Here is a 19,729-nt window from a genome sequence, read left to right on the forward strand (position 1 = left end):
GCCCTGATTCCTTGGCCGTGCCCGGCACGCCGGAAACGGGTCTGTCAAATGAACGACTCTGTCGCACTTTCGGTGGTGACGGTGCGGGAGGCTATGTCAAGAGGATGCGGTGACGGAGGAGGCTGAAGCCTGCCCTGCCGTACATCTGCCGTTTGGTCATCTTGGTCTTGGTCTTGGTGTTGACGCCCTCGGTGGGGCCGTTGCTGCAGGGAAGGGTGAGCCCGGCGACGGCGGCGTCATGATCCTGGTCGAGGCCGTTGAGGAAGGCGTCCAGTTCGGGCAGACCGGCCACGCGTACCTGCTTGATCCGGGAGTCGAGGTCCGTGCCGCGGCGCGAGGCCACGAGCGCCCCGCCTCCAGCAACCGCAACGCCTGGTCCGCGCGCTCCTGTTGTTTCCTCCTGGGGTCGGCGAGGACCAGAGCGGCGGCATCACCGGCCAGACCAGGGAAACCGCCGAGCGCGTACTGCTGGTCACCACAAGCCAACTGACGTGACGCCACCTCGGGCAGCAGCCGCACCGCCGCCTCCAAAAGGTCCGCCGCCCGTGCGCGTCCGGCCTCCGACAGCGCCAGCAGCCGGGCCGCCGCCCGAGCCGCGCGCATCCGCACGGAAGGCGCTGCCGAACCGGACTCCCACGCCCTTGCGTACACGGACACCGCTTCGTCGAGATCTGCTTGCCGCCCGGCGTGCTCGAACCTCATCCGCAGGGCGACGCCCAGGTTGATCAGGCAGCCCGCTCGGTCGGGGCCGTGGTCGGCGGTGACTGCGGCCGCTTCCCTGCCGACACGGATCGCGTCATCGACATCCGCCACGTCTCCGCCGGCCTCGGCGGCGAGCTGGTGCTGGTCGCCGGTACTGCGCGGTCCGTGGACGGCGCATCTACCGGCGGCCGTACGACGTCGGCCCAGGCCGTGGCCGAGCTGCTGCGCACCCCGGCGCCCTGGGCGGCCGGACTCGACCAGGGGTCCCGCACAGCGGAGTCATGGGTGGACGACCGCGGCCGCAGCAGTACGAGGGTGCGGTGTCCCGGAAGGCCCGGCGAAGTGCCGTGGCGGGCGCGTCGTACTCCGCGTCGCACGCCTGAGCCGTGGGCACCGCGGCGGACTCGCCCTCCACCGCCTCCGCGTGCGCACCGGCCGCGAGCAGCAGCGCGACGAGCGCCAGAAGCACCCGCAGCCAGGCATACCGACGAGCGGTGCGTGGGTGCCGTGGGGTTGGGCTCACAAGGGGGCATCCGCCGGCGACACACGCGCCGTTCAGCGTGTCGACCTCGAAAGCCGCCCTCTCGGGATACCTGTGCGGCACGAAGTTGACGCACTGCACGGGGTTCATGCCGTGCGCGGGATCCGCTGTGCACGGCCATGGAGCCGGAGCGCCGTTACGCACTCGACGATGCCGACCACTACCAGCCACCAGCCGGCGACCAGGGTGAGCACGGCGATTGAGGTGAACGGCGAGGTGATCAGCACGATCCCCGCGATGAAGGTGACGACGCCGAGGATGGCCTGCCAGCCGCGCGCGGGCATGGTGGGGTCGTGAACGGCGGCCAGAGTATGGGTGATCCCGCGGATCAGCCAGCCGATGCCGATCCACAACGCGAGCAGCAGGATCGACTCCAACCTGCCCCGGAAGCAGAACAGGCCCAGAAGGATCGACAGGGCGCCGCTGATGAAGGCCAGGACACGCAGCGAGGTCGCCCTGTGCGTGCCGAAGGCGGCCGCCAGTTGGAGCGCGCCGCTGAGAATGAGGTAGATGCCGAAGAGGATCCCGGCGACGAGCAGGGACGGGCCCGGCCAGGCCAGGATCACGATCCCAAGGACCAGGGAGGCGATGCCGGTGATCAGGACGACCTGCCAGGCGGTGCGGGAGAGGCGGTGCAGGAACCCCTCGAAGGGTGGCTCCATGTAGCCCGGGTGCGGTTTCGGCGCGTGCACGTCACCCGCGGCACGGGCGTGGCGGTCGTCGTATTCCGGTCCCCGGGGGGAGCTGCTCGATGCGTCGGTCATGATCCATGCTTGTACCGGGCACGGGCGCCCCGCGACCTTTGCCGGTCCACCCGGCTGACGGCGGAGGCACGGACCGCGCCGCACGGGGCCCGGTGAACCGCGGGCCGTGCCTGACCGGTTCCCGTCAGCCGGGAACCCGCAGGCGTGCGGCGAAGCACGGCCGGCCACCTCGTGCCTCCCGGGGAGCCCCCTCCAGTCGAGGGCTGCATCGCTGAAGCCCATGAGGAGGCGTTGTCACGTTGTCGAGGGTGTTGGCGCTTGGCGGGGCGTCGGGGCGTGCTGGGGTCGGTTCCGGCTCCGTGCTCAGGCCGTGGCGGGCAGGCCGGCGGTGCCGGTGATCTGCTCCCAGATCGCGAAGCGGACGGTCATTTCGGCGCGGTGGTTGGTGGCGGTCATCAGGTGGCGTCGGGGTCGGAAGTGGGGTGAGATGTCGCTGAACGCGGACAGGAACCGTTGGGCTCCGCCGACGCTGCGGAAGCCCTTCATGGCGCGTTCTCGTTGCCGGGTCGGCTGGTGGGAGTTCTCGGCCCGGTTGTTGAGGCCCTTGTGGGGGCGGTGCTCGACGGAAGGCATCACCTCGCGGTGGGCGGCCCCGTAACTGCGGAGCTTGTCCGTGACCACCACCCGCGGCACCGAGCGGGTCTTCTTGAGGAGTTTGCGGAAGAAACGCCTGGCCGCGGCCTTGCCGCGTCTGTTCTGCACGAGGATGTCAAGCACGTTGCCGTCCTGGTCCACCGCGCGCCACAGGTACTTCAGCTCACCGTTGATCTTGATGAAGCCCTCGTCCAGGTGCCATTTGTCGCCGGGACGGGGACGCCGGCGACGCAGCGCGTTGGCGTAGGCCTGACCGAACTTCAGGCACCACCGCCGGACGGTTTCGTAGGAGACGACCACGCCGCGCTCGAGCATCAGTTCCTCGACCTCCCGGAACGACAGCGGGAACCGGTGGTACAGCCACACGCAGTGGGAGATGATCTCGACGGGGTACCGGTGCCCCCGGTACGACGGCGACACGGACGACACGAGCAGTCCCCTCCCCGATAAGACCTCCACGAAGATCATCCCACGCCGGTCAGCCAACGTGACAACGCCGTTCGAAGTCGAAGCCGCCGAGGTCGATGTCGTCCCAGGCCGACATGTCGAAGTCGCCGAAGCCGCTGCCGTCCGGGTCGAGGACGTCCAGGATCTACATGTCGAGGTCGGGCATGTCGGCGTCGGTCCCCGACTGCGCCACTGGCACCGTCTCCGCGCCGGACCCGGCGGCTTCCCTGGTGTCCGGGGCGGGCGTGGTCCAGCGCTGCCGCAGGCCCAGACCGGAGCGGAGGGTGTCGGCCAGCTCCGCGGCGGACGCCGGTGCGGCCCCGGTGCCGGTCCCCGCGCCCAGCAGGTGGTCGGCGACCCGGCGCACCGCGTCGCGGAAGCCGTCACCGGCGTTCCGGGAGTCGGCGAGAGCCGCGTGCGGCTCTGCCAGCAGCACCAGGGAGACGGCGGCGTCCCAGGCACGGGTGGTGTCGGTCTCGCCCGTGCCCTCTGGTGCCGCGCCCGCGAAGTCGGCGTACGCCCGCGCCCACAGCCGCCGCGACGCGTTCGCGGCCACTGTGTCCATGGTGTCCGACCATGCGCCGTGCCCCGCCATCCGTACCCGGACCAGCTCCAGCGGCGACAGCGCGCCCGCGGGCAAACGGTTGTCGCCGCGCAGCGCCATCTCGGTCCGCCGGCCGACGGAGAGCGTGATGCCCGCGGCCTCCAGTTCCTGCGGGCCGACGGTCTCTTCCTCGGCGGGCGGCGGCGGGGCCGGCGGCAGGTCGCCATCGAGCAACCGCCGCGCGATCCAACGGCGTTCAGCGGCGTCCCTCGGGACGACCGGGGCCGCGTCACCGGCGTCGGAGTCGTCGCCCCGGCCGCTAGCGGCGCTCTCACCGGTACCCCGCGCCGCGCCCAGCGCGTCCGGAGCGACACCCAGGGCCCACAGCCGCGCCTCGGCGTCCTCAAGTCGGCCGCGCGCCTCGTCGACCCCGGTCCAGGCGTCCGCCACCACCGTCTCGTCACCGCTGACCCGCTCCGTCGTCGCGGCTTCGGCGGCGGCCTCGCCGAGCGCGGTCAGCGCGCGTGCGTGCGCGTCCCAGGCGGCATCGAGGTCCGCGGTGGCGGCCTCGTCGACGGTCTCGGCGGCGGTGCCGGCGACGCGGGCTCCGGCGGGCGGGGAGGCGTGCGCGGTGTCCGGGGTGCCGTCCTCGCTGTCGGAGTCGCTGGTGTCGTCGGTGAACCGGAACCGCGCCAGCGCGACGGCCTCGGACTGCGCGGGCCGCGGCCGGCCGCCCTGGCGCTCGGCTTCGGCGCCTGACGGCGTGCTCAGCTCGTACGCCTCCTCCTCGGCCGGGAGGCCCGGCACGTCGTCGGCGGTCGGGGACGGGGGCAGCGGGACGGAGGCCGGGTCCTGCTCCGGCAGGGGCGGGGCCGGCGGCGCGTGCTCGGGGACCGGCGGGACGGTACCGGTAGAGGACGTGACGTGCGTCGTCGGGATGTTCTGCTCGGTGCTGTCGGTCTGCGGCCCCTTCTTCAGCGTGGACTGCGTTTCCGGACCGGTTGCCGGCGTTTCCGGACCGGTCGCCGGAGTGCGCGGGACCAACGGGACGAAGTCGCCGCCGCGGCGGCGGAGCCGGATGTGCGGGCCGCTCTCGCCGGCGGGACCGGGGTAGGTGTGGGCGGTGCCGTTCTCCTCGATCAGGGTGACGGTGGTACCGGTCGCGGCGGCGGCCCACTCGGCGACCGCCCGGTCGGCCCCGGGGCCCCAGGGGGCCTCGGCGAGGTCGCGCAGATGGCTTTCCAGGGAGTCCGCGCTCGGAGTGGGAGCGCCGCGAGGCGATACGAGGGGCGGGGGCGCGAACAGCGAATCCCGCTCGGCCGGGTCGCCCGGCAGGCCGTTCAGCCGCATCAGCCGGGCAGCCGGCTCCCAGGCGCGGTTGCGCAGCCGTGCCGCCTCCCGGCGTGCCAGTCCAGGCTGCTTTGCGGCCTGGCGCAAGGCCGCGGAGAGCGCGCCGAAGAAGCTGTTGCCACGGCTGGCGGGTGCGCCCTGGGTGTAGGTGGCGCCGTCGGGTGCGGTGAGGACGCCGTCACGGTCGAGGCGGTAGCGGGGGCCACTGCTGTCGGCGGGCGGCAGCCAGGGCGCGGTGGTGTGGCTGCGGTGCGCGGGCGGCTTGGCAGGCTGCTCGGCCATGGTGTGCCCGGTGCCCGTGCCGGAGGTCCCGGCAGTCGTCGGGGCCAGCAGCGCGGCGGTGACCGGGGCCGGGGTGCCCGGCGGGAGGGCGGCGTGGAAGAAGCCGTCGGCGCAGAACAGCACCGGGTCGGCGGACGGATCGACGGCGGCCGGATCGACGCTGTGCGGGAGGAACAGCTGATCGCGGCCCTCACCGGTCACCACGGTCAGCGGGGTGCCGAGGACCCGGGCGGCGAGGGCGGGCAGCAGGTCGGCGCCGCCGTGGTCGCCCGCGCGGCGCTCGGGCGGGGCCGGTTCGCCGTCCGGGTGCTCCGTGCCGTCCTGCCGCGGCTCGCTCACGAACGGGCGATACAGGGCCGCGGTGGCAAGCGCCACCCGCTGCGCGGGAGTCGGCCAGAAGGTCTGCGGGAGACGGCCGAAGGCGTCGAACTCGGCCTGCTGCGCGGGGGTGAACTCCACTCCCGCGGCGTCGAGTTCGTCCTGGGTGAAGGTGTCCGCGGCGTCCAGGGCAAGGGCGTCGAGCAGGTCCTCGTTGCCGTCCTCGCCCAGCGCCCAGGCGAGGCGGTCGCGGGCGGTGCCGACGGCCTCGGCGGTGACCGCCGGGTCGCCGGGGGCCCCGGCGACCCGGCCGGCGAGGTCGGTCCCGAGCAGGTGGGGCAGCCGGCCCCGGACCTCGGCGGCGGTGAGCAGCGCGTGGAAGAACGAGGCACCGTCGTGCGGCATGTCGTGCACCTCGCGCACCGTGGCGCCGTCCGGCGAGGTGAGGGTGCGCGGGGCGGAGCCGGGGCCGTCGGTGATCTCGTACGGCTCGGGCGCCTCGGAGCGCCATCCCGGCTCGGCGTACTCCTGCGGCCGGTCCGGCACGGGAACCGAGGCCGAACCCTGGTGGTGGGCGGTGAGGCGGGAGGCGGCGAGGTGCAGCCGGTGGTGATCCGCGGCGGCAGCGTCGATGTGCCCCTGCCAGCGGCGGACCTCCTCGCGGGCGGCCTGCCAGGCGGCGACGGCCGGGGACTGGGCCACGGACCGCGGCAGGACGGTCGGCCGGTCGGGATGGCCGTCGCCGAGCGCGGTCTGCTCCTCCGAGCTCAGGTCGAGCCATGTCTCCCGGGCCCGTGCCCGGGCGTCGTAGTAGCGCTTGTCGGCCGTAGCGAGGTCGCCCGCCGCCTTGGCCAGGTCGTCCCATGCCGCGCGGACCTCGTCGGGGAACGCGGTGTCGTCCAGGAGACCGTAGTCGCGGGCGATGTCCTCGCGCAGCCAGACCAGGGCGGTGGTCTCGGTTTCGGCGGCGCGCGGGCCGCGCTTGGCCTTGCCGAGCGCGCGGAGCGGGCGGCTGTCGGTGACCCGGTGGTCCACCTCGGCCACCGACAGCCAGCTCACCGGCACTGCGAAGAGCATGCTGCGGTCAGTCACGACCTTGATGTGGGTGCCGAGGGTGGTGTCAGCGGTTCCCTTGAGCGCGGTGCCGTCGTTCGCGCCGCCGATCGGGACCGTGGCACCCGGGTTGATCACCCCCGCGTCGTCGCTGGTGCCGGCCAGCGGGGCGGTGCCCACCGCGCCCTCGATGTTGTCGGTGGTGCCAGCCTCCAGCCCGTCGGAGGTCTTCCGCCGCTGCATGGCCTCCATGCGCGGCTTGTTCTCCACGGCGAGCAGCCGGGCGCCGCGGCGGTGCATCTTCGCGTAGAGGCGGGAGTCGGCGGTGTGGGACTGGCCGAAGAGCTGGGCGGAGGCCTGGGTGGGCAGCGGCGAGCCGTTCGCGCTGAGCGCCTCGCGGAAGCCGGAGGTCAGACCGCCCTGCGCGGTGGCCTCGTGCTGGGCCTGGGCGGGGGCGGTACCGAGGCCGGTGAGCGGGGTGAGGCGGGCCATGCGCACGCGTTCACCGAGGACCTTGCCGGTATGCCGCTTGCCAAGGTCGCTGTCGCCGAGGCCGTCTGCGCGGGCGGTGGCGAGGGTCAGGGCGTCCCGCACGTTGGCCGCGCCGCGGATGTCCACGGCGAGTATGCCAGAGCCGATCCGGTCATCGAAGGGCAGGACGTCCGGGTCGGCGCTGCCGTCGGTGTCGGAGGTTCGCCAAGCGGAGATGCCCTCCGGGCGTGCCTGGGCGGCGGTCAGCATCCGCACGGCGCGCTCCGGTTCCGGCACGTCCTGCTCGGTAAGCGCGCCGTCGGCGCCGTCGCCGTCCGGGGTGAGCAGGCCGGCCGGAAGGATCTCGTTGAGGCTGCCGACCGGGGCGACTGCACGAGGGGCGAGCGGTTCGCCGGTCGCGTCCGTCATGGTGACGGTCAGCGTGTAGCTGGTGACAATCTCGGCGTGCGCCTGGGTGGTGGCGATGTTCGGCAACGAGGTGCTGCCGGTGGTCTCGGTCCGGACGCTCGACCGCTGCTTGGCCGCGGTTCCCTGGAGCGAGGGGTTGGCGGTGAGGATGCCGCTGCTCACTGCGCGCTCGGCGGCGCTGAGCGTCGCGTCGGCGCCGCGGTCCTGCGAGGTGCCGTCGGCGTCGTCGCGTGCGGTGGTGCGGTAGTCCTCCAGTTCGTAGCCGGTGCGCAGCCTGGCCACCGTGGTGGTGACCGGGGTCAGCTTGAACCGGACCTGCCCGGGGCTGCCGCCGACCGGCAGGTGGTGCGGGCTGGACCAGGCGCGATAGCGGACCGGCAGGGTCATCCCGTCGGTCGTCAGCTCGTGCAGGTGGGCGCGGAGGAAGTCCGGGGAGAGGTGCTGGAGGACCTGCTCCCGGTCGTGCGAGGGCACTCCGATCTTCTCCAGCCGCCCCATCAGCTGGTGCGCCGCACGGCTGGCGTCGAGCTGGCCGCTGGGGTGGGTGGGGAAGCGGCGGCCGCGCAGGAATGCGGGCACCCGGTAGCCGCCGCCGAGGTTGCGCGGGGTGGTGGTGTCCAGGCCGTCTGGGGCAAGCCCTGCCTCGATGACGTCCTGCATCGGCAGGTGGAACATCACCGCGTCGCGGATGCACTGGAGCGCGGCGGCGGCCCGGCGCGGTGTGAGGCCGCGGGCGAGGCGCCCGGAGAGCCGCCCGGCCACGGAGCTGATCCGGTCCCCGGCGCGGGTGCCCACCGTGCCCATCGCGGCCGTCCAGCGGTCCCGCACCGCGACGGTCTCGGCGGCGTCGGCGACCACCAGGTACATCCGCCCGGCGTAGCTGAGGGTGGTGTTGTGTCCGCGGGTGAGGGTCTGCGAGACGCTGCGGCCCTTGCCCCAGGCGTACTGGAGGGCGGTCGAGTAGGAGCCGACCACCGCCTGGTGGCCCCGGGCCTGCTGGAGCGGCATGTAGGCGCCCTGGAGGCCGAGGGTCGTGCGTGAGACCGTGCTCGCGTTGCCCATGACGCGGTGCTCGTTGCCGATGGTGGTCTCGAGGCTGGCCGGCTTGGGGTCGCTCTTGACCCGTAGGTTGTGCAGCTCGCCGCGGACCGCGGCCTTCAGGTAGTGGGTCCGGAACGGTCCAGCGCCGTTCAGTCCGGTGACGCGGGAGCCGAACGGGCCCAGGTACTGGCCGAGTTGCCCGGCCACGCTGAGGTTCGCCATCGCGCGGCGCAGCGCGGTGCGCACCGGGGCGCCGGGTGCGCTGACATGCCAGGAGGTGCCCGAGGCACGGTCGGCGGTGTCCTGCATGAGCTGCTGGCGCTGCCCGCCGCCCTCCGTGCTGAGTACCACGTGCGGGGCGCTCAGCAGCATGCGGGTGAGCCGCCGGTCGGGCGAGTCCTCCCTGGGCAGCGGGCGGGTGCCGTCGAGGAGCTGGTCCGCCTCGACGGAGGAGAGCCGCTGCGGTACGGCCGCGGGCGCCGGCGCTGCCGGACCGACTGACGGAAGGGCGGTGGGCGGAGGGTCGGTGGGCCGAGGGTCGGTGGGCGGAGGGTCGGTGGGCGGAGGGTCGGTGGGGGCGTGGCGTTCGGAGCTGTGCGCGGCGGGCACGGCCAGCTCCACCCGGCCCACGGTCTCGCTGCCCTGGCTGAACAGCGGACGCTCCTCGATCTTGCTGACGAAGACGCCCGCGCCCAGCAGCCCCACCGTGGCGAGCCGGGCCCAGCCGCGCGGGCGGCGGTGGCCCTCGAAGGAGGCGCCCAGCTCCACCTGGTAGCTGTACAGGTCGGCGCCGTTCTGGAACATCAGGTGGTCGTGGGAGACCGCGACCGTGCTCCGGGTGGCCTTCTGGTCCGTCTTCGCGTAACGGGCGCCGAGGGACACGTTGCCGGTCCGGCGCGGCAACTCGACCTCGGGCACCTTGTCGTGGTCACGCGCCGAGATGCCCACCTCGAGCCCGCCGGAGAGGGTGGTGGACGCCTGCTGCCCCTGGCCGGAGACCTCGGTGCCGATCACCGCGTTTCGCAGCGAGCGTTCACTCATGGTGGTCTCGAACCGCCGGTCGGTGAGCCGCGCCCGCAGGATCAGGGTGTGGTGGCCGCGGTGCACCTTGCCGTCCTCGGTGAGGGCGACCGGTACCCCGGTGGTGGTCAGGTCGTCCAGGCTCTGCGCGAGGCTGGGCCGGTTCAGCGCCTCGCGCACCTGGCGGTCGTTGTGCAGCGCGGTCCGCAACCGCCCGTCGCCGTACCAGAACCTGGCCAGTCGCGGGTGCCGCAGCATCAGCGGCGGGACGAACAGCGACGGGTACGAACGGTGGAGGGTGTCCAGGACGTTGTCGGCGAAGGCCCGCATGGGGTCCTGGGGGGCGGGTTCCCCGTTCTGGTCCTGCTGGGTACGAGGCTGCTGGTTCTGGTGCTGCGCCGGGGTCCGAGCCTGGGTGTCCGGCCGCGTCGAACTCTGCGCGGGCGGCAGCACCTGGCTCCCGGACTGGTTCTCCTGGTCCTGGTCCTGGTCCTGGTCCTGATTCTGGTCCTGGTTCTGGTCCTGGTCCTGGTCCTGGTCCTGATTCAGGCTCGGTAGTGGGTTCTGCGGGCGGGCAGGGCGGAAGCCCTCGGCGCGGACCTGGCCGCTCAGGTGCACCGGGTCCTCCCGGGTGAGGTACCACGGCACCGGCGGCTCGGCGTCCGGGTTCGGGCCCGCCTGTCCGGGCGTACGGCTGTCCCAGCCCGCGAGCCGGCGCGCGTCCTGGGTGGAGATCCAGTCCAGGCTGACCACCCGGACCGGGCGGGCCGCGGACGGCGGCTCGCCGGCCTTGCGCACCATCAGGGTGCGCTCGACCCGGTAGAGCGCCACCGGGTGGTTGCGGACGCGACCGGTGGTCTTGCGGGCCGCGTCGGTGCCGAGGTAGTGGCCCCGCCCGGTGCTGACGTCCGCGCGGACCATCGGGCCGCCCTGGAGACGTACGTCCGTCTCCGCGCCGACGAAGACGTAGTTCGGCCCGGCGGTGATCTGGACGCCGAGGCGGGTGTCGCGGACGTGGCCGCGCTGGTTCTGATAGGTGGTCTGGGTGAGGTCGCGCAACTCCGACTTGACCGACTCGGTGACCAGGGTGGCCCGGTGCGGAATCGACCGCTCCACGATCAGGTGCCCCAGCGGGTGCTGACCGCTGCCACGGGTCAGCTCAGGTCCGCTGACCGACCCGGAGAACCGCCCGAACAGGGCGAGGAGCCGCCCCGGCCGGACGTAGGAGACCAGCGTGCGGTGCGCCGAACTTCCGGGACGCGCCCCGGAGATGGCGAGCGCCAAGTCCTCCGGCGGATCCGTCAGATGCAGTCCGGTGGTGTCGGTGACCCGTGGCTCGAGCCCGTCCGGGAAGGTGAGCGTCCCGGGCGCTCGCCGGGGTCCCCCGAAGGGCACGGTGAGGTCGTCCGGCAGCCGCCAGCTCAGCCCGTCCCGCACGGCGAACTCCGCGGTGTGCACCAGGCTGCGCAGCCAGCGGGGGACAGGCGCGGGCGAGTCGGGCCGGGTGTCCTGGCCCGTGGTGTCCGGTGCCTCAGTGACGCGGTCCACCCGCACCCGGTAGTGGACGTCGTCCAGATGCAGGTGCGAGCCGTCCAAGGCCCGGTACTCGGACTGGTTGTACGCCTGCGTGCCCAGGGTGTAGTCGGTCCTGCGGCTCCAGCCCAGTGAGACGCCGATCTTCAGCAGCCAGTTGAGCGGCGGGCCCATACTCAGCCCGCCGGCGATCCGGCGCCCGACACCGACGCTGCGCCCACCGCCCGTACCGGCCTGGCCGCGCCGCATGGTGTCCAGCCGGACGGTGCCGCCGTTCACGTCGGAGAAGCGCTCCCAGCGGTGGTACGGGACGGCCTCGACCGTCATCTCGTGGCCGACCCCGGACTTCTCCCGGCCCACGAAACGGGCGCCGCGCGGGGCGGTGAAGGCGCCGGGCTGGTCGGTCAGCAGGCGCAGCAACTCCGCCTCGTCGAACTGGGCGCGCAGCTTCTTCGGCAGCCGGCCGAGGATCTCCTGGGCCACCTGCTCGGGCGAGCGCAGGGTGATGGCGCCGAGGCCGGTGAAGAGCCCGCTCAGCGGGGACTGCGGGGTCCCGTCCGTGCGGGTGCCCGGGCTCCCGTCGCGCGGATCGGCGTCCGGGCTGATCAGGACGGTGGGCAGCCGGCTGCCGTCCTCGAAGGTGACGGTGCGCGGTGCCGGGCCAGGCGGCCGGGCATCCTGGCCGGTCAGCAGCCGTGCCGGGCGGTACCGGTCGAGCTGGGTCTCCAGCGGTACAGGGTCGCCCGGGTCGGGGGTCTCAGTGCCTGGACCGTCGAGGTCGGTGATCCCGCCCATGCCGCGCAGCCACTCCCCGAAGGGGTCGGAGCTGTCCGGGTCCTGGGTGGCCGGGTCCGAAGTGACAGCCGGGACCGAAGTGGGGGCCGGGTCCGAAGTGACAGCCGGGACCAAAGTGGGGGCCGGGACCAAAGTGGGGGCCGGGACCAAAGTGGGGGCCGGGACCAAAGTGCCGGCAGGGGCCGGAGTGGTATCCGGGGCCGGTTCGGAGGTGAGCGGGGCCGAGGCCGGGACGAGGGCGTCGTAGTGGTCGGTGCCGTTGTAGGCAAGGTGCAGGGCGCCGCCCCGGCCGCCCGGGTGAAGGGTGGTGACGAAGGTGTTCCCCGGTGACTGCGGGTCGGGCTGGACGAGCCGCAGGTCGAGGTCGAGGGTATGCGCCAGCGCCTCCGGGAGGAGGTCGGCGAAGGGGGAGGCCCACAGCCCGGTGAGCTCGGCCGCCGCGGCGATCAGCCCATCCGTGCCGAGCCGCCTCGCGTCGGCGGGGGTGGGCGCCACGTCGGCGAGGTGCGGGTAACCACTGTCTCCGAGGATCCGCCGCCACCGGCCGGGGTCGCCGTCGGTGACGACCGCATGCGCGATCCGGTTCCAGCGCTGGGTGATCCGGCTCTGCTCGTCCGGATCCCGCACCCCGGCGATGGCGCGCATCCGGAGGTCGTCGACCACGGCGAGCACCGGGTCCGGGGTCGCCTCGGCCGCCGCGGCGGCCAGTTCGGACCCGGTGATCCGGTCGCGCAGCAGGCCGCGCAGCCCGGCGACGTTCCGCACGGCCCACGCAGGCGGAACCTCCTGGTTGCGCGCGCTGTCGAGCAGCGCCCGGAAGAGGCAGTTTCCGTCGCCCGGGGTGCCCAGTCGGCGGAAGGCCAGGCCGTCCACGTGCACGGTGTCCGCCGGGCCGGACCTCGGGTCACCCTTGCTGAGCACGGACAGGCTTTCGGTGAGGCTCTCCGGGCGGCTCGGCGCAGGCGCCAGATCAGGCCTGCGGCGGGCGAGTCCGGCGGTGTCCTCGGAGCTGAGGGCCAGCTCGGACAGCGGCAGCGGTGCGCTCGACAGCGACCAGGCGACGTGCGCCGAGGGCGCGTAGGAGAGTCCTCGCACGTCCTCCTGCGAGACGGGCGTGGTCGGAGACAGGCCGGGCGGCGGCGGGGGCAGCAGCTCGTCGAGCGTGGTGCCGCGCCCGGCACCGGCCCGCAACCCGGCCGCCGCGCGCAGGAACGCGGTGTACTGCTCGGGAGTGGGACCGGCGGGCGGGTCGGCAGCAGGACCGGCCGCCGGGCCACCGGTCGTGGCGCCGGTGGCGGTATGCCAGTCGGTGACCATGCGGCGCAGCAGGTCCGGGGTCATGCGGCCGTCGCCGTAACGGGCCGCGCTGTCCGCGCCCAGCCAGCGCAGACCGTCCACGTAGGCGAGCCCGGCGAGCAACTCCCGGTTCTCCGGACGCTGTTCGGCGTCCGGGCCAAGAGCGTCGCGCAGCGTACGGATCTGCTGGAGGGTGCGGGCGCGGGCGAACGCGTCAGCCGGGCCGGGGCCCGCGTGCAGACCGGCATCGCGCGCCGACCGGTCCAGGTCCCCGCCGGTGGGCTCCGGGGTGAACAACCGCCACCGCCCCGGCCCGTCCGCGCCCTCGGTGAGCACCGGGCGGACATCGCCGTCCCGGTCGCGGGCCGTGCCCACCTCGGTGGTCGGCGCGTACACCGGCCGCCCGGTCCGGTTCGCCACATGCTGCGCCACCGGCAGGCCCGCGATCTCCGGCTGCCGTCCGGTCTCGCAGGAGAACAGCACCAGCGGCCGGTCCTGATCGCCGTCCGCCGCCCACGACTTGAGCACCTCACCAAGCTGTACACCGCTGACCTTCACGCTGGGCCGCGCCGAGTCGTTGGTGCCGAGCGTCACGGTACGGAGAGTGCCGTGTCCCACGAAGTAGTCGGCGCCCCGTTCGGCGCCCGCACCGGGGAGCGGGACCGGCGGACCGGTGAACACGGTACGGCGGGCGGGCGGCTCCGCTTCGGTCCCCGCAACGGAGTCCGTCCGCGGTCGCGGGGACGAAGCGGAGGAGGCGGAGGAGGCGGAGGAGGCGGCGGCGGAGGAGGAGGAGGCGGGGGACTCGGGGGCGGAGGAGGAGGCGGGGGTGGACACGGTGCGTACGCCGCGGAAGGCGTCCTGGCCGAGCAGCGCCCGGCGCCCCGCGTCGCGTGCCGTACCGTCCTCGGCCGGGCTCTGCGAGATGGTCAACGTCTGGACGGCACGGCCCGGCGGGGGCTGCACCGTCGCGTCCGGCACCAGGCGCCGCACCTGGGTGAGGGGCACCGTGAGGCCGTCCAGGGTGACAATGGCCGGCTCGCTCGCGGGCCGCCGAGACCCGTTTCCACCGCCGTCGGTGACACCGCCGTCCACAGCACGGCGTACGACGATCCGGGCCAGCGGCGGGGGAAGTGCGACGGGCGTCGCAGGGGACGTTTCCGGCGTGGTCGGAGCGGGCGGGGGCGGCGTGCCTGCGTTTCCGGTGCCGAGGCCTGTGCCAAGGCCTGTGCCGAGGCCGGGGGTCTGTCCGCCGATCCCATCGGTGCCGCTGTCGCCTTCACCCAGCTCCAGGTACAGGTCGGTGGCCGTCTCGCTCCAGGGGCGCGACAGGGTGGCGAGCTTGGCCGGGGCGGGCGCGGTGGTGGCCGTGGAGTCAGGGACGGCTCCGTTGCTGTGTACGGGGGTTGTCTTCTCCGGGAGCACCGTCGGGGGCGTGGCCGAGGAGGTGACGACCGGGGCGCTGTCGGTCGTCGCGGTGCTCTGGGTGGCGGGAAGGGGCATCGGGCCGAGGGCGTCGGCGAGCGGCAGCAGTACGTCCGCGCCGGGGAACGCGGTGTCCGTGGTGCCGTCCGCCGTCGCGGCGGCGGGCGTCGGGCCGGTGAGCGGGCGGACCCGGACCGGGGCGCCCGACCCCTCGCGGGTCAGCTCGACCGCGGCGCGTACTGGGCGCCCCGCCCCGTCCGGCGCGATCGCCGGCCCGAGCACCACGGCCCGGTCGGTCCCGGCCCCGTCCAGCAGCTCGGCCGCCTCCGGCGACCCCTCCCCCGGCGGCGGGACCGCCGAGACCACGATCGTCAGCGGCGGTGCCTGGGTGAACTCGGGGATTCCGGCGCGAGTGGAGCCGGAATCCACGTCGGCTGTACCGCTGACATCGCGTACGTCGCCGGTGTCGGCGGTGTCGGCGAACGAACCGATGGTGCTCACCTTCGGCGGAGCGGTGGTGGTATCGACGGCCGGGGCAGGGACGCTCTCTCCGGAGTCCGGCGTGACGTCGGTCCCGATCGGGTCGACGGCCTCAGGAGAGGAGGTGGTCTGCGGGGAGTCGTCGGTCGCGGTCGGCGAGCCGTCCACCGCGGCTGCGCCGTTCGGGGTCCGGGTGCCCTGCGGCGAAGTGGCGGAGGGAGCCGGGCCGCCTCCGGCGGTGGGGACGCCACCCGGCCGGACGCCGCTGCCGGGCGTGGCGGAGGTGATGGGCCCGCCCGTGGCGACAGGAGCGCCGTCCCCTTGGCCCGGCACCGTAGCCGTACGGTCGTTCTGCCCGGCCACCTCTACCGAGGAATCCTGGACGTTGCTCTCCGAAGACCCCTGGACGTTGCTCTCCGAAGACTCCTGGACGTTGTTCTCCTGGGACGTCACAGCCGAGTTCGCCGGCACGTCCACGGCCGCGTTCTCCGGGGACGCCCCGGGCGCGGCACCCTGCCGGTCGACTGTGTCGTCGAACCGTGCGTCCGGGCCGTGGTCCACCACCGCGTCGGCGTTGTCCCCGGCGGGACGTGCAGCGGAGTCGACCGTGGTCGTGACGGGGCTGTTGCCGGAGGTGCCCGGGGTGCCCATCGTGGTCGGGCTGTCCACCCTGACCGCGGTGTCCACTGTGATCGGGGTGTCCACCGTGACCTGGTTGCCGAAGCCGCCTAGGGCGCGGCGGACCTCGTCCGTGTCGACCTGGGCGGCGGGGCTGCTCCCAGCGGGCACCACCCGGACCTCGGGCAGCTGCGACAAGTTGCCGTGCAGGCTGTCGCGGACACCGATCTCGGCGCTGCCGGGCGGCTGGGCGCCGCGCAGGGCGGCGAGGTCACGCAGCGCCTGCTCGCGGACCTCGGTGGGGCCGTGGTGGACCTGCTGCCAGAGCTCGTTCCCGGCGGCGGTCACAGGCAGCCGGCCCGGTGAGTACGGCGGCGGGTCCAGGGTCGTGTACGGCGGCGAGCTCTCGGAGAAGTGGGGCGGGGGCGACTGGCTGCCGGTGACGTCCCCCTGTCCGGTGGTCTGCCGGATGACCGGCGGGGCCGAGGTGAGCGCGGGGCCGTCGCCGCCCGTGGTGTCCGTATGCGAGGGACCGTCGGTGCGATCGGGGCCGTCGCCGGAGCGCGAGGAAGCGTCGGAGTCCCGCGTGCCGGAGTCGCCACCGGAGACGGTGGGCGGCTGGTTGCGCAGCTTGTCGATGACGTGGCGCAGTTCGGCTCCGCTGTTGAGGGCGGTGGCGGTGAGCGTGGCCTGGACATGGTTGCTGATGCCCGCACCGACGAAAGTGGACCAGCTGGTGGACCAGTTGCCGTCGAAGGCGCCGTTGATCAGGATCTCCCCGAGCGCCTCGCCGGCGCCGGAGGCGAGGAAGTCGGCCGCCCCCTTCAGCCCGTAGTGCCCAGCCAGCGCACCAGGTCGGTCGGCGTTGTTGCGCAGGATCCGGTTGTTCCGCCATAGGTCGGGGTTGTTCCGGAAGGAGAGCGGGTTGTTCCGGAAGGTGACCGGCAGGTTGTTCGAGAGGTTGGGGCCGTTCCCGTGCGGGGTGGGGTCGGGGTTCGGCCTGGGGTTCGGGCCGTTGTTCGTGAGGTCGAGGTTCGGTTTGTTCCGCAGATCGGGGTTGTTCTTGAAATTGAGGTCCGGGCCGTTCTTGAGGAACTTGCTGTCGAAGCTCCTGACGATGCTCTTCGCGAAGCTGTCGAAGACGCTGGTGAGGAAGCCCGCCGCGGCGCCGAACGCGGCGGACTTGAGGATGTCGTTCCAGTCGAAGCCGTCGGGGCGGCGGCTGTCCGGGGCGAAGTTCATCATCGCCAGCCGCACCGCGAAGGTGGTGAACGCCTCTTCGAACGCCGCGGTCAGCGAGGGCTCCAGATGCAGCCGCTCGAGCAGGTGGCTGAGCGTGGTGAGGATGAAGAACCGGCTGCGCAGCTTGGCCATCATGATCTGGCTGGCCGTGGCACCGCCGGTGAAGAAGGACACCGCCAGGTAGATGGCGATCTCGATGAGCAGCCGGATGATCTCGGCGATGACCTGCCACTTGGACTCCATGATGACCATGGAGGTCTTGCGTCGGCCCGCGGCGATCTTGTCGAGCTGCCCGGCGAAGTCGCGCAGGTAGTTCTTGCCGCCGTCGTCGATGAGCATGCCCATCGCCTTGGCATATGACTTGGCGAGGTCGTCCGGCATGGACTCGCCGATGTCGTGGATTGACTTGTCGATCAGCGAGGACAGACTGTCGAGCTTGCGGCCCAGGCTGGAGTAGGGCAAGCGGCTTTCGTAGGCGAGGTCCTCGTCGGCGTCCATGAGCCTCTCCCCGGTGAGGATGAAGATCATGGCGTTGACCTCGGGCGATACCTGGATGCTCACCGGGGGCCGTCCTGGAACCCGCGCGGACAGGACGGAGCAGCCGCTCCCGGCGTGGTACGGGAGCGGCCAACGGCGCGGAGGTCAGCGGCGGCCATGCCCGCCCGGGCCGGCGTCGAGTCCGTCGGTGTTGATGCGGTTGTTGCGCTGCTCGATCTGGTCGATGTTGCGGTCGCGGGTGTCCTTCATCATCCTGACCTGGCTGACCGTGGCGTCGGTGATGCCCATCAGCGCGTCACGGATGGACATCATGGTGTCCTGGGTGGTCTGCCGTTCCTTCTGCTCCTGCGGCTTGGCCGTCTCCGCGAACTCGCCCTCCGTGCCGGGCCACTCGACCGTGAATGCCAACTCGTCGAGGAACTCCTCGGTCATGCTCCTGGTCAAGGAGCCGATCTCCTCCAGCTGCCGCGCCAGAGCCTCGATACGATGCGGGTCTACGTAGTACCGCTGTCCCATCGTCAGTCCTCCCCCTCATCGCCGAGCGCGTCCCGCCAGGCAGGGGTGGCCTGACCACCACGTGCGGTTTCCTCGTCGTCCTCGCGCAGCACCTCGGGACCGAAGATGCGCTCCCAGTCCAGCTCGAAGCCCTTCAGCTCCGGCACGTCGCTGCTGGGCTCAGCGAAGGGCGCCATCGCCTTCATCACGTGCCGGTTCATCTTCAGGCGCGCAGCGTTCGCCGCCTCCAGGACACTGGCGGCCAACTCCTGCGGGGACATGTCGCGGTACTTGTTCTCCAGGAACTCGATCCCGCTCAGCTCACCCTGCGGACCCGCGGTGGCACGGACCGCGCGGTCGGAGGAAAGCGCCGCGAACGACGCCGTCCGCAGCTCGCGCTCGGTGCGCGCGACCGCCTCCTGGGCCGCCTGCAGTTCGGCCATGGCCTTCTCCAGGCGCTTCTCCAGCGGTTCCGTCACGCTCGCTCCCTCCTTCTCCGTCGGTCTCTCCGTACGTCCGGACGCCCTTACGTCCGGTCAGCGCGTCCGGTCCTGGTCTCCGGTCCGTCAACTGCTGTACTGATCTTGCCTGGTGAAGGCCCCGCCGCGGAAGCCGGGGGCGGGTGGGGTTCGTCTCCGCGCGGCGGTGCACCGGACCTGCGCGGTGTTCACCGGCCGATGACGGCCGGGGTGCCGCCCTCCTCGGTGCCCCACACGTCCGCGTCCTCCTCCAGGTAGTCGGCGGAACTGGTGGACCTGCGGCGCGGCTCCGCGTCCTCCTCGGGGGAGTCGCCGCCGGTGGTCGCCACCCGGGAGGCCGGGGCCAGGAAGGTGTCGCTGTCCTCCTGGCGGTTCCACGGGCTACGCCGGCGACGGTTGCGGCGCTCACTTTCCTCCGCCGCGTCGACGAGGACGGCGCGCACGCGCTCGCCGTTGCCCTTCTCGCCGCCCGCGCCCATGCCGCCCATACCGCCGCCCATCGGCATGCCGGGGCTGCCGGGCATGCCGGGGCTGCCGGGCATGCCCGGGGCGGCGGGGGTGCCGGCTCCGGCGGCGGGAGCGAGCGGGGTACCCGCGCTGCCGGCGGCGCCGTCGGAGAGCGGGGCGACGGCGCCGACGCCGTCCGGGGAGAAGGAGCCCGCCCCGGAGAGGCCGCCGCCGGGGGCCCCGGCGCTCACCTGTCCACCACCGACGCCCAGCTCGGAGAACCGCACGTCCCGGCTGGTGGTGCCGTCGCCGCCGGTCTCGTTGAGACCGCCGAGACCGCCGAGAATGTCCCGTCCGTCGACGCCACTGCGCGAGTTGAGGTCGTTCAGGTCCACCGTCTCAACCTTGCCCTGCGGGTCGGTGACGGTGGCGACGCCGGTGTCCGGGTCGATGACCTGGGTTGTGCCGTCCGGGAAGGTGGTGGTCAGCCGGCCGTTGTCCAGGACGGTGGTGGAGCCGTCCGGGTTGTTCGTCTTCGCCCCGTGGGTGAGGTCGGTGGTCACGGTGGAGCCGTCCGGGCGGGTGGTGGTGACCAGCCCGCTGTCCGGGTCGAAGACGGCCTTGCTGCCGTCCGGGTACATGGTGGTGAAGTCGTCGTTCACGAGCGAGGTGTGCCCGCCGGTCGGGGTCTCCAGGCCGGGCCGGTCGTTGAGATTCCCGAGGTCGCCCAGGTCACCGATGGATTCGGTGGGCAGGTCGGAGTTGTTGTTGCCGAGGTCCCCGAGCCCGTTCCGGCCGTTCAGGTTGCCGAGGTTCTCGGTGGTGGTGTGGCCGTCAGGGTCGGTGGAGGTGGCCTGACCGGTCG

Annotated in this window: 5 protein-coding genes and 2 pseudogenes; all 7 read right to left on the reverse strand. The window is 73.1% G+C overall.

Features of this window, described 5'->3' with window-relative positions; all coding sequences use genetic code 11:
• Window positions 1-91: 91 nt before the first annotated feature.
• Window positions 92-319: pseudogene (locus ACFVV1_RS25530) on the reverse strand (transposase); the annotation flags it as partial.
• Between the two features lie 1,010 nt (window positions 320-1,329).
• Window positions 1,330-2,007, reverse strand: coding sequence for an HdeD family acid-resistance protein (locus ACFVV1_RS25535; protein ID WP_351254214.1), 678 nt, complete (start codon window positions 2,005-2,007; stop codon window positions 1,330-1,332).
• Window positions 2,008-2,310: 303 nt separating this feature from the next.
• A complete protein-coding gene (locus ACFVV1_RS25540) occupies window positions 2,311-3,069 on the reverse strand; it encodes an IS6 family transposase (protein WP_389993353.1) in 759 nt (252 codons plus the stop codon).
• A 124-nt stretch (window positions 3,070-3,193) separates the two neighbouring features.
• Window positions 3,194-17,506 (reverse strand): hypothetical protein, encoded by a 14,313-nt coding sequence (locus ACFVV1_RS25545; protein WP_389993356.1) that lies wholly within the window; start codon window positions 17,504-17,506, stop codon window positions 3,194-3,196.
• Between the two features lie 81 nt (window positions 17,507-17,587).
• Window positions 17,588-17,959 carry a hypothetical protein gene (locus ACFVV1_RS25550; protein WP_389993359.1) on the reverse strand — a complete coding sequence of 124 codons (372 nt, stop codon included), beginning with the start codon at window positions 17,957-17,959 and terminating at the stop codon, window positions 17,588-17,590.
• 2 nt (window positions 17,960-17,961) lie between these two features.
• On the reverse strand, window positions 17,962-18,417 hold the full coding sequence (locus ACFVV1_RS25555; RefSeq protein WP_389993362.1) for a YbaB/EbfC family nucleoid-associated protein: 456 nt from the start codon (window positions 18,415-18,417) through the stop codon (window positions 17,962-17,964).
• Between the two features lie 188 nt (window positions 18,418-18,605).
• Window positions 18,606-19,729 (reverse strand): annotated as a pseudogene (locus tag ACFVV1_RS25560) (hypothetical protein); the annotation flags it as partial.

Origin of the sequence: Streptomyces sp. NPDC058092, assembly GCF_042884935.1 — a bacterium.
GTDB lineage: Bacteria > Actinomycetota > Actinomycetes > Streptomycetales > Streptomycetaceae > Streptomyces.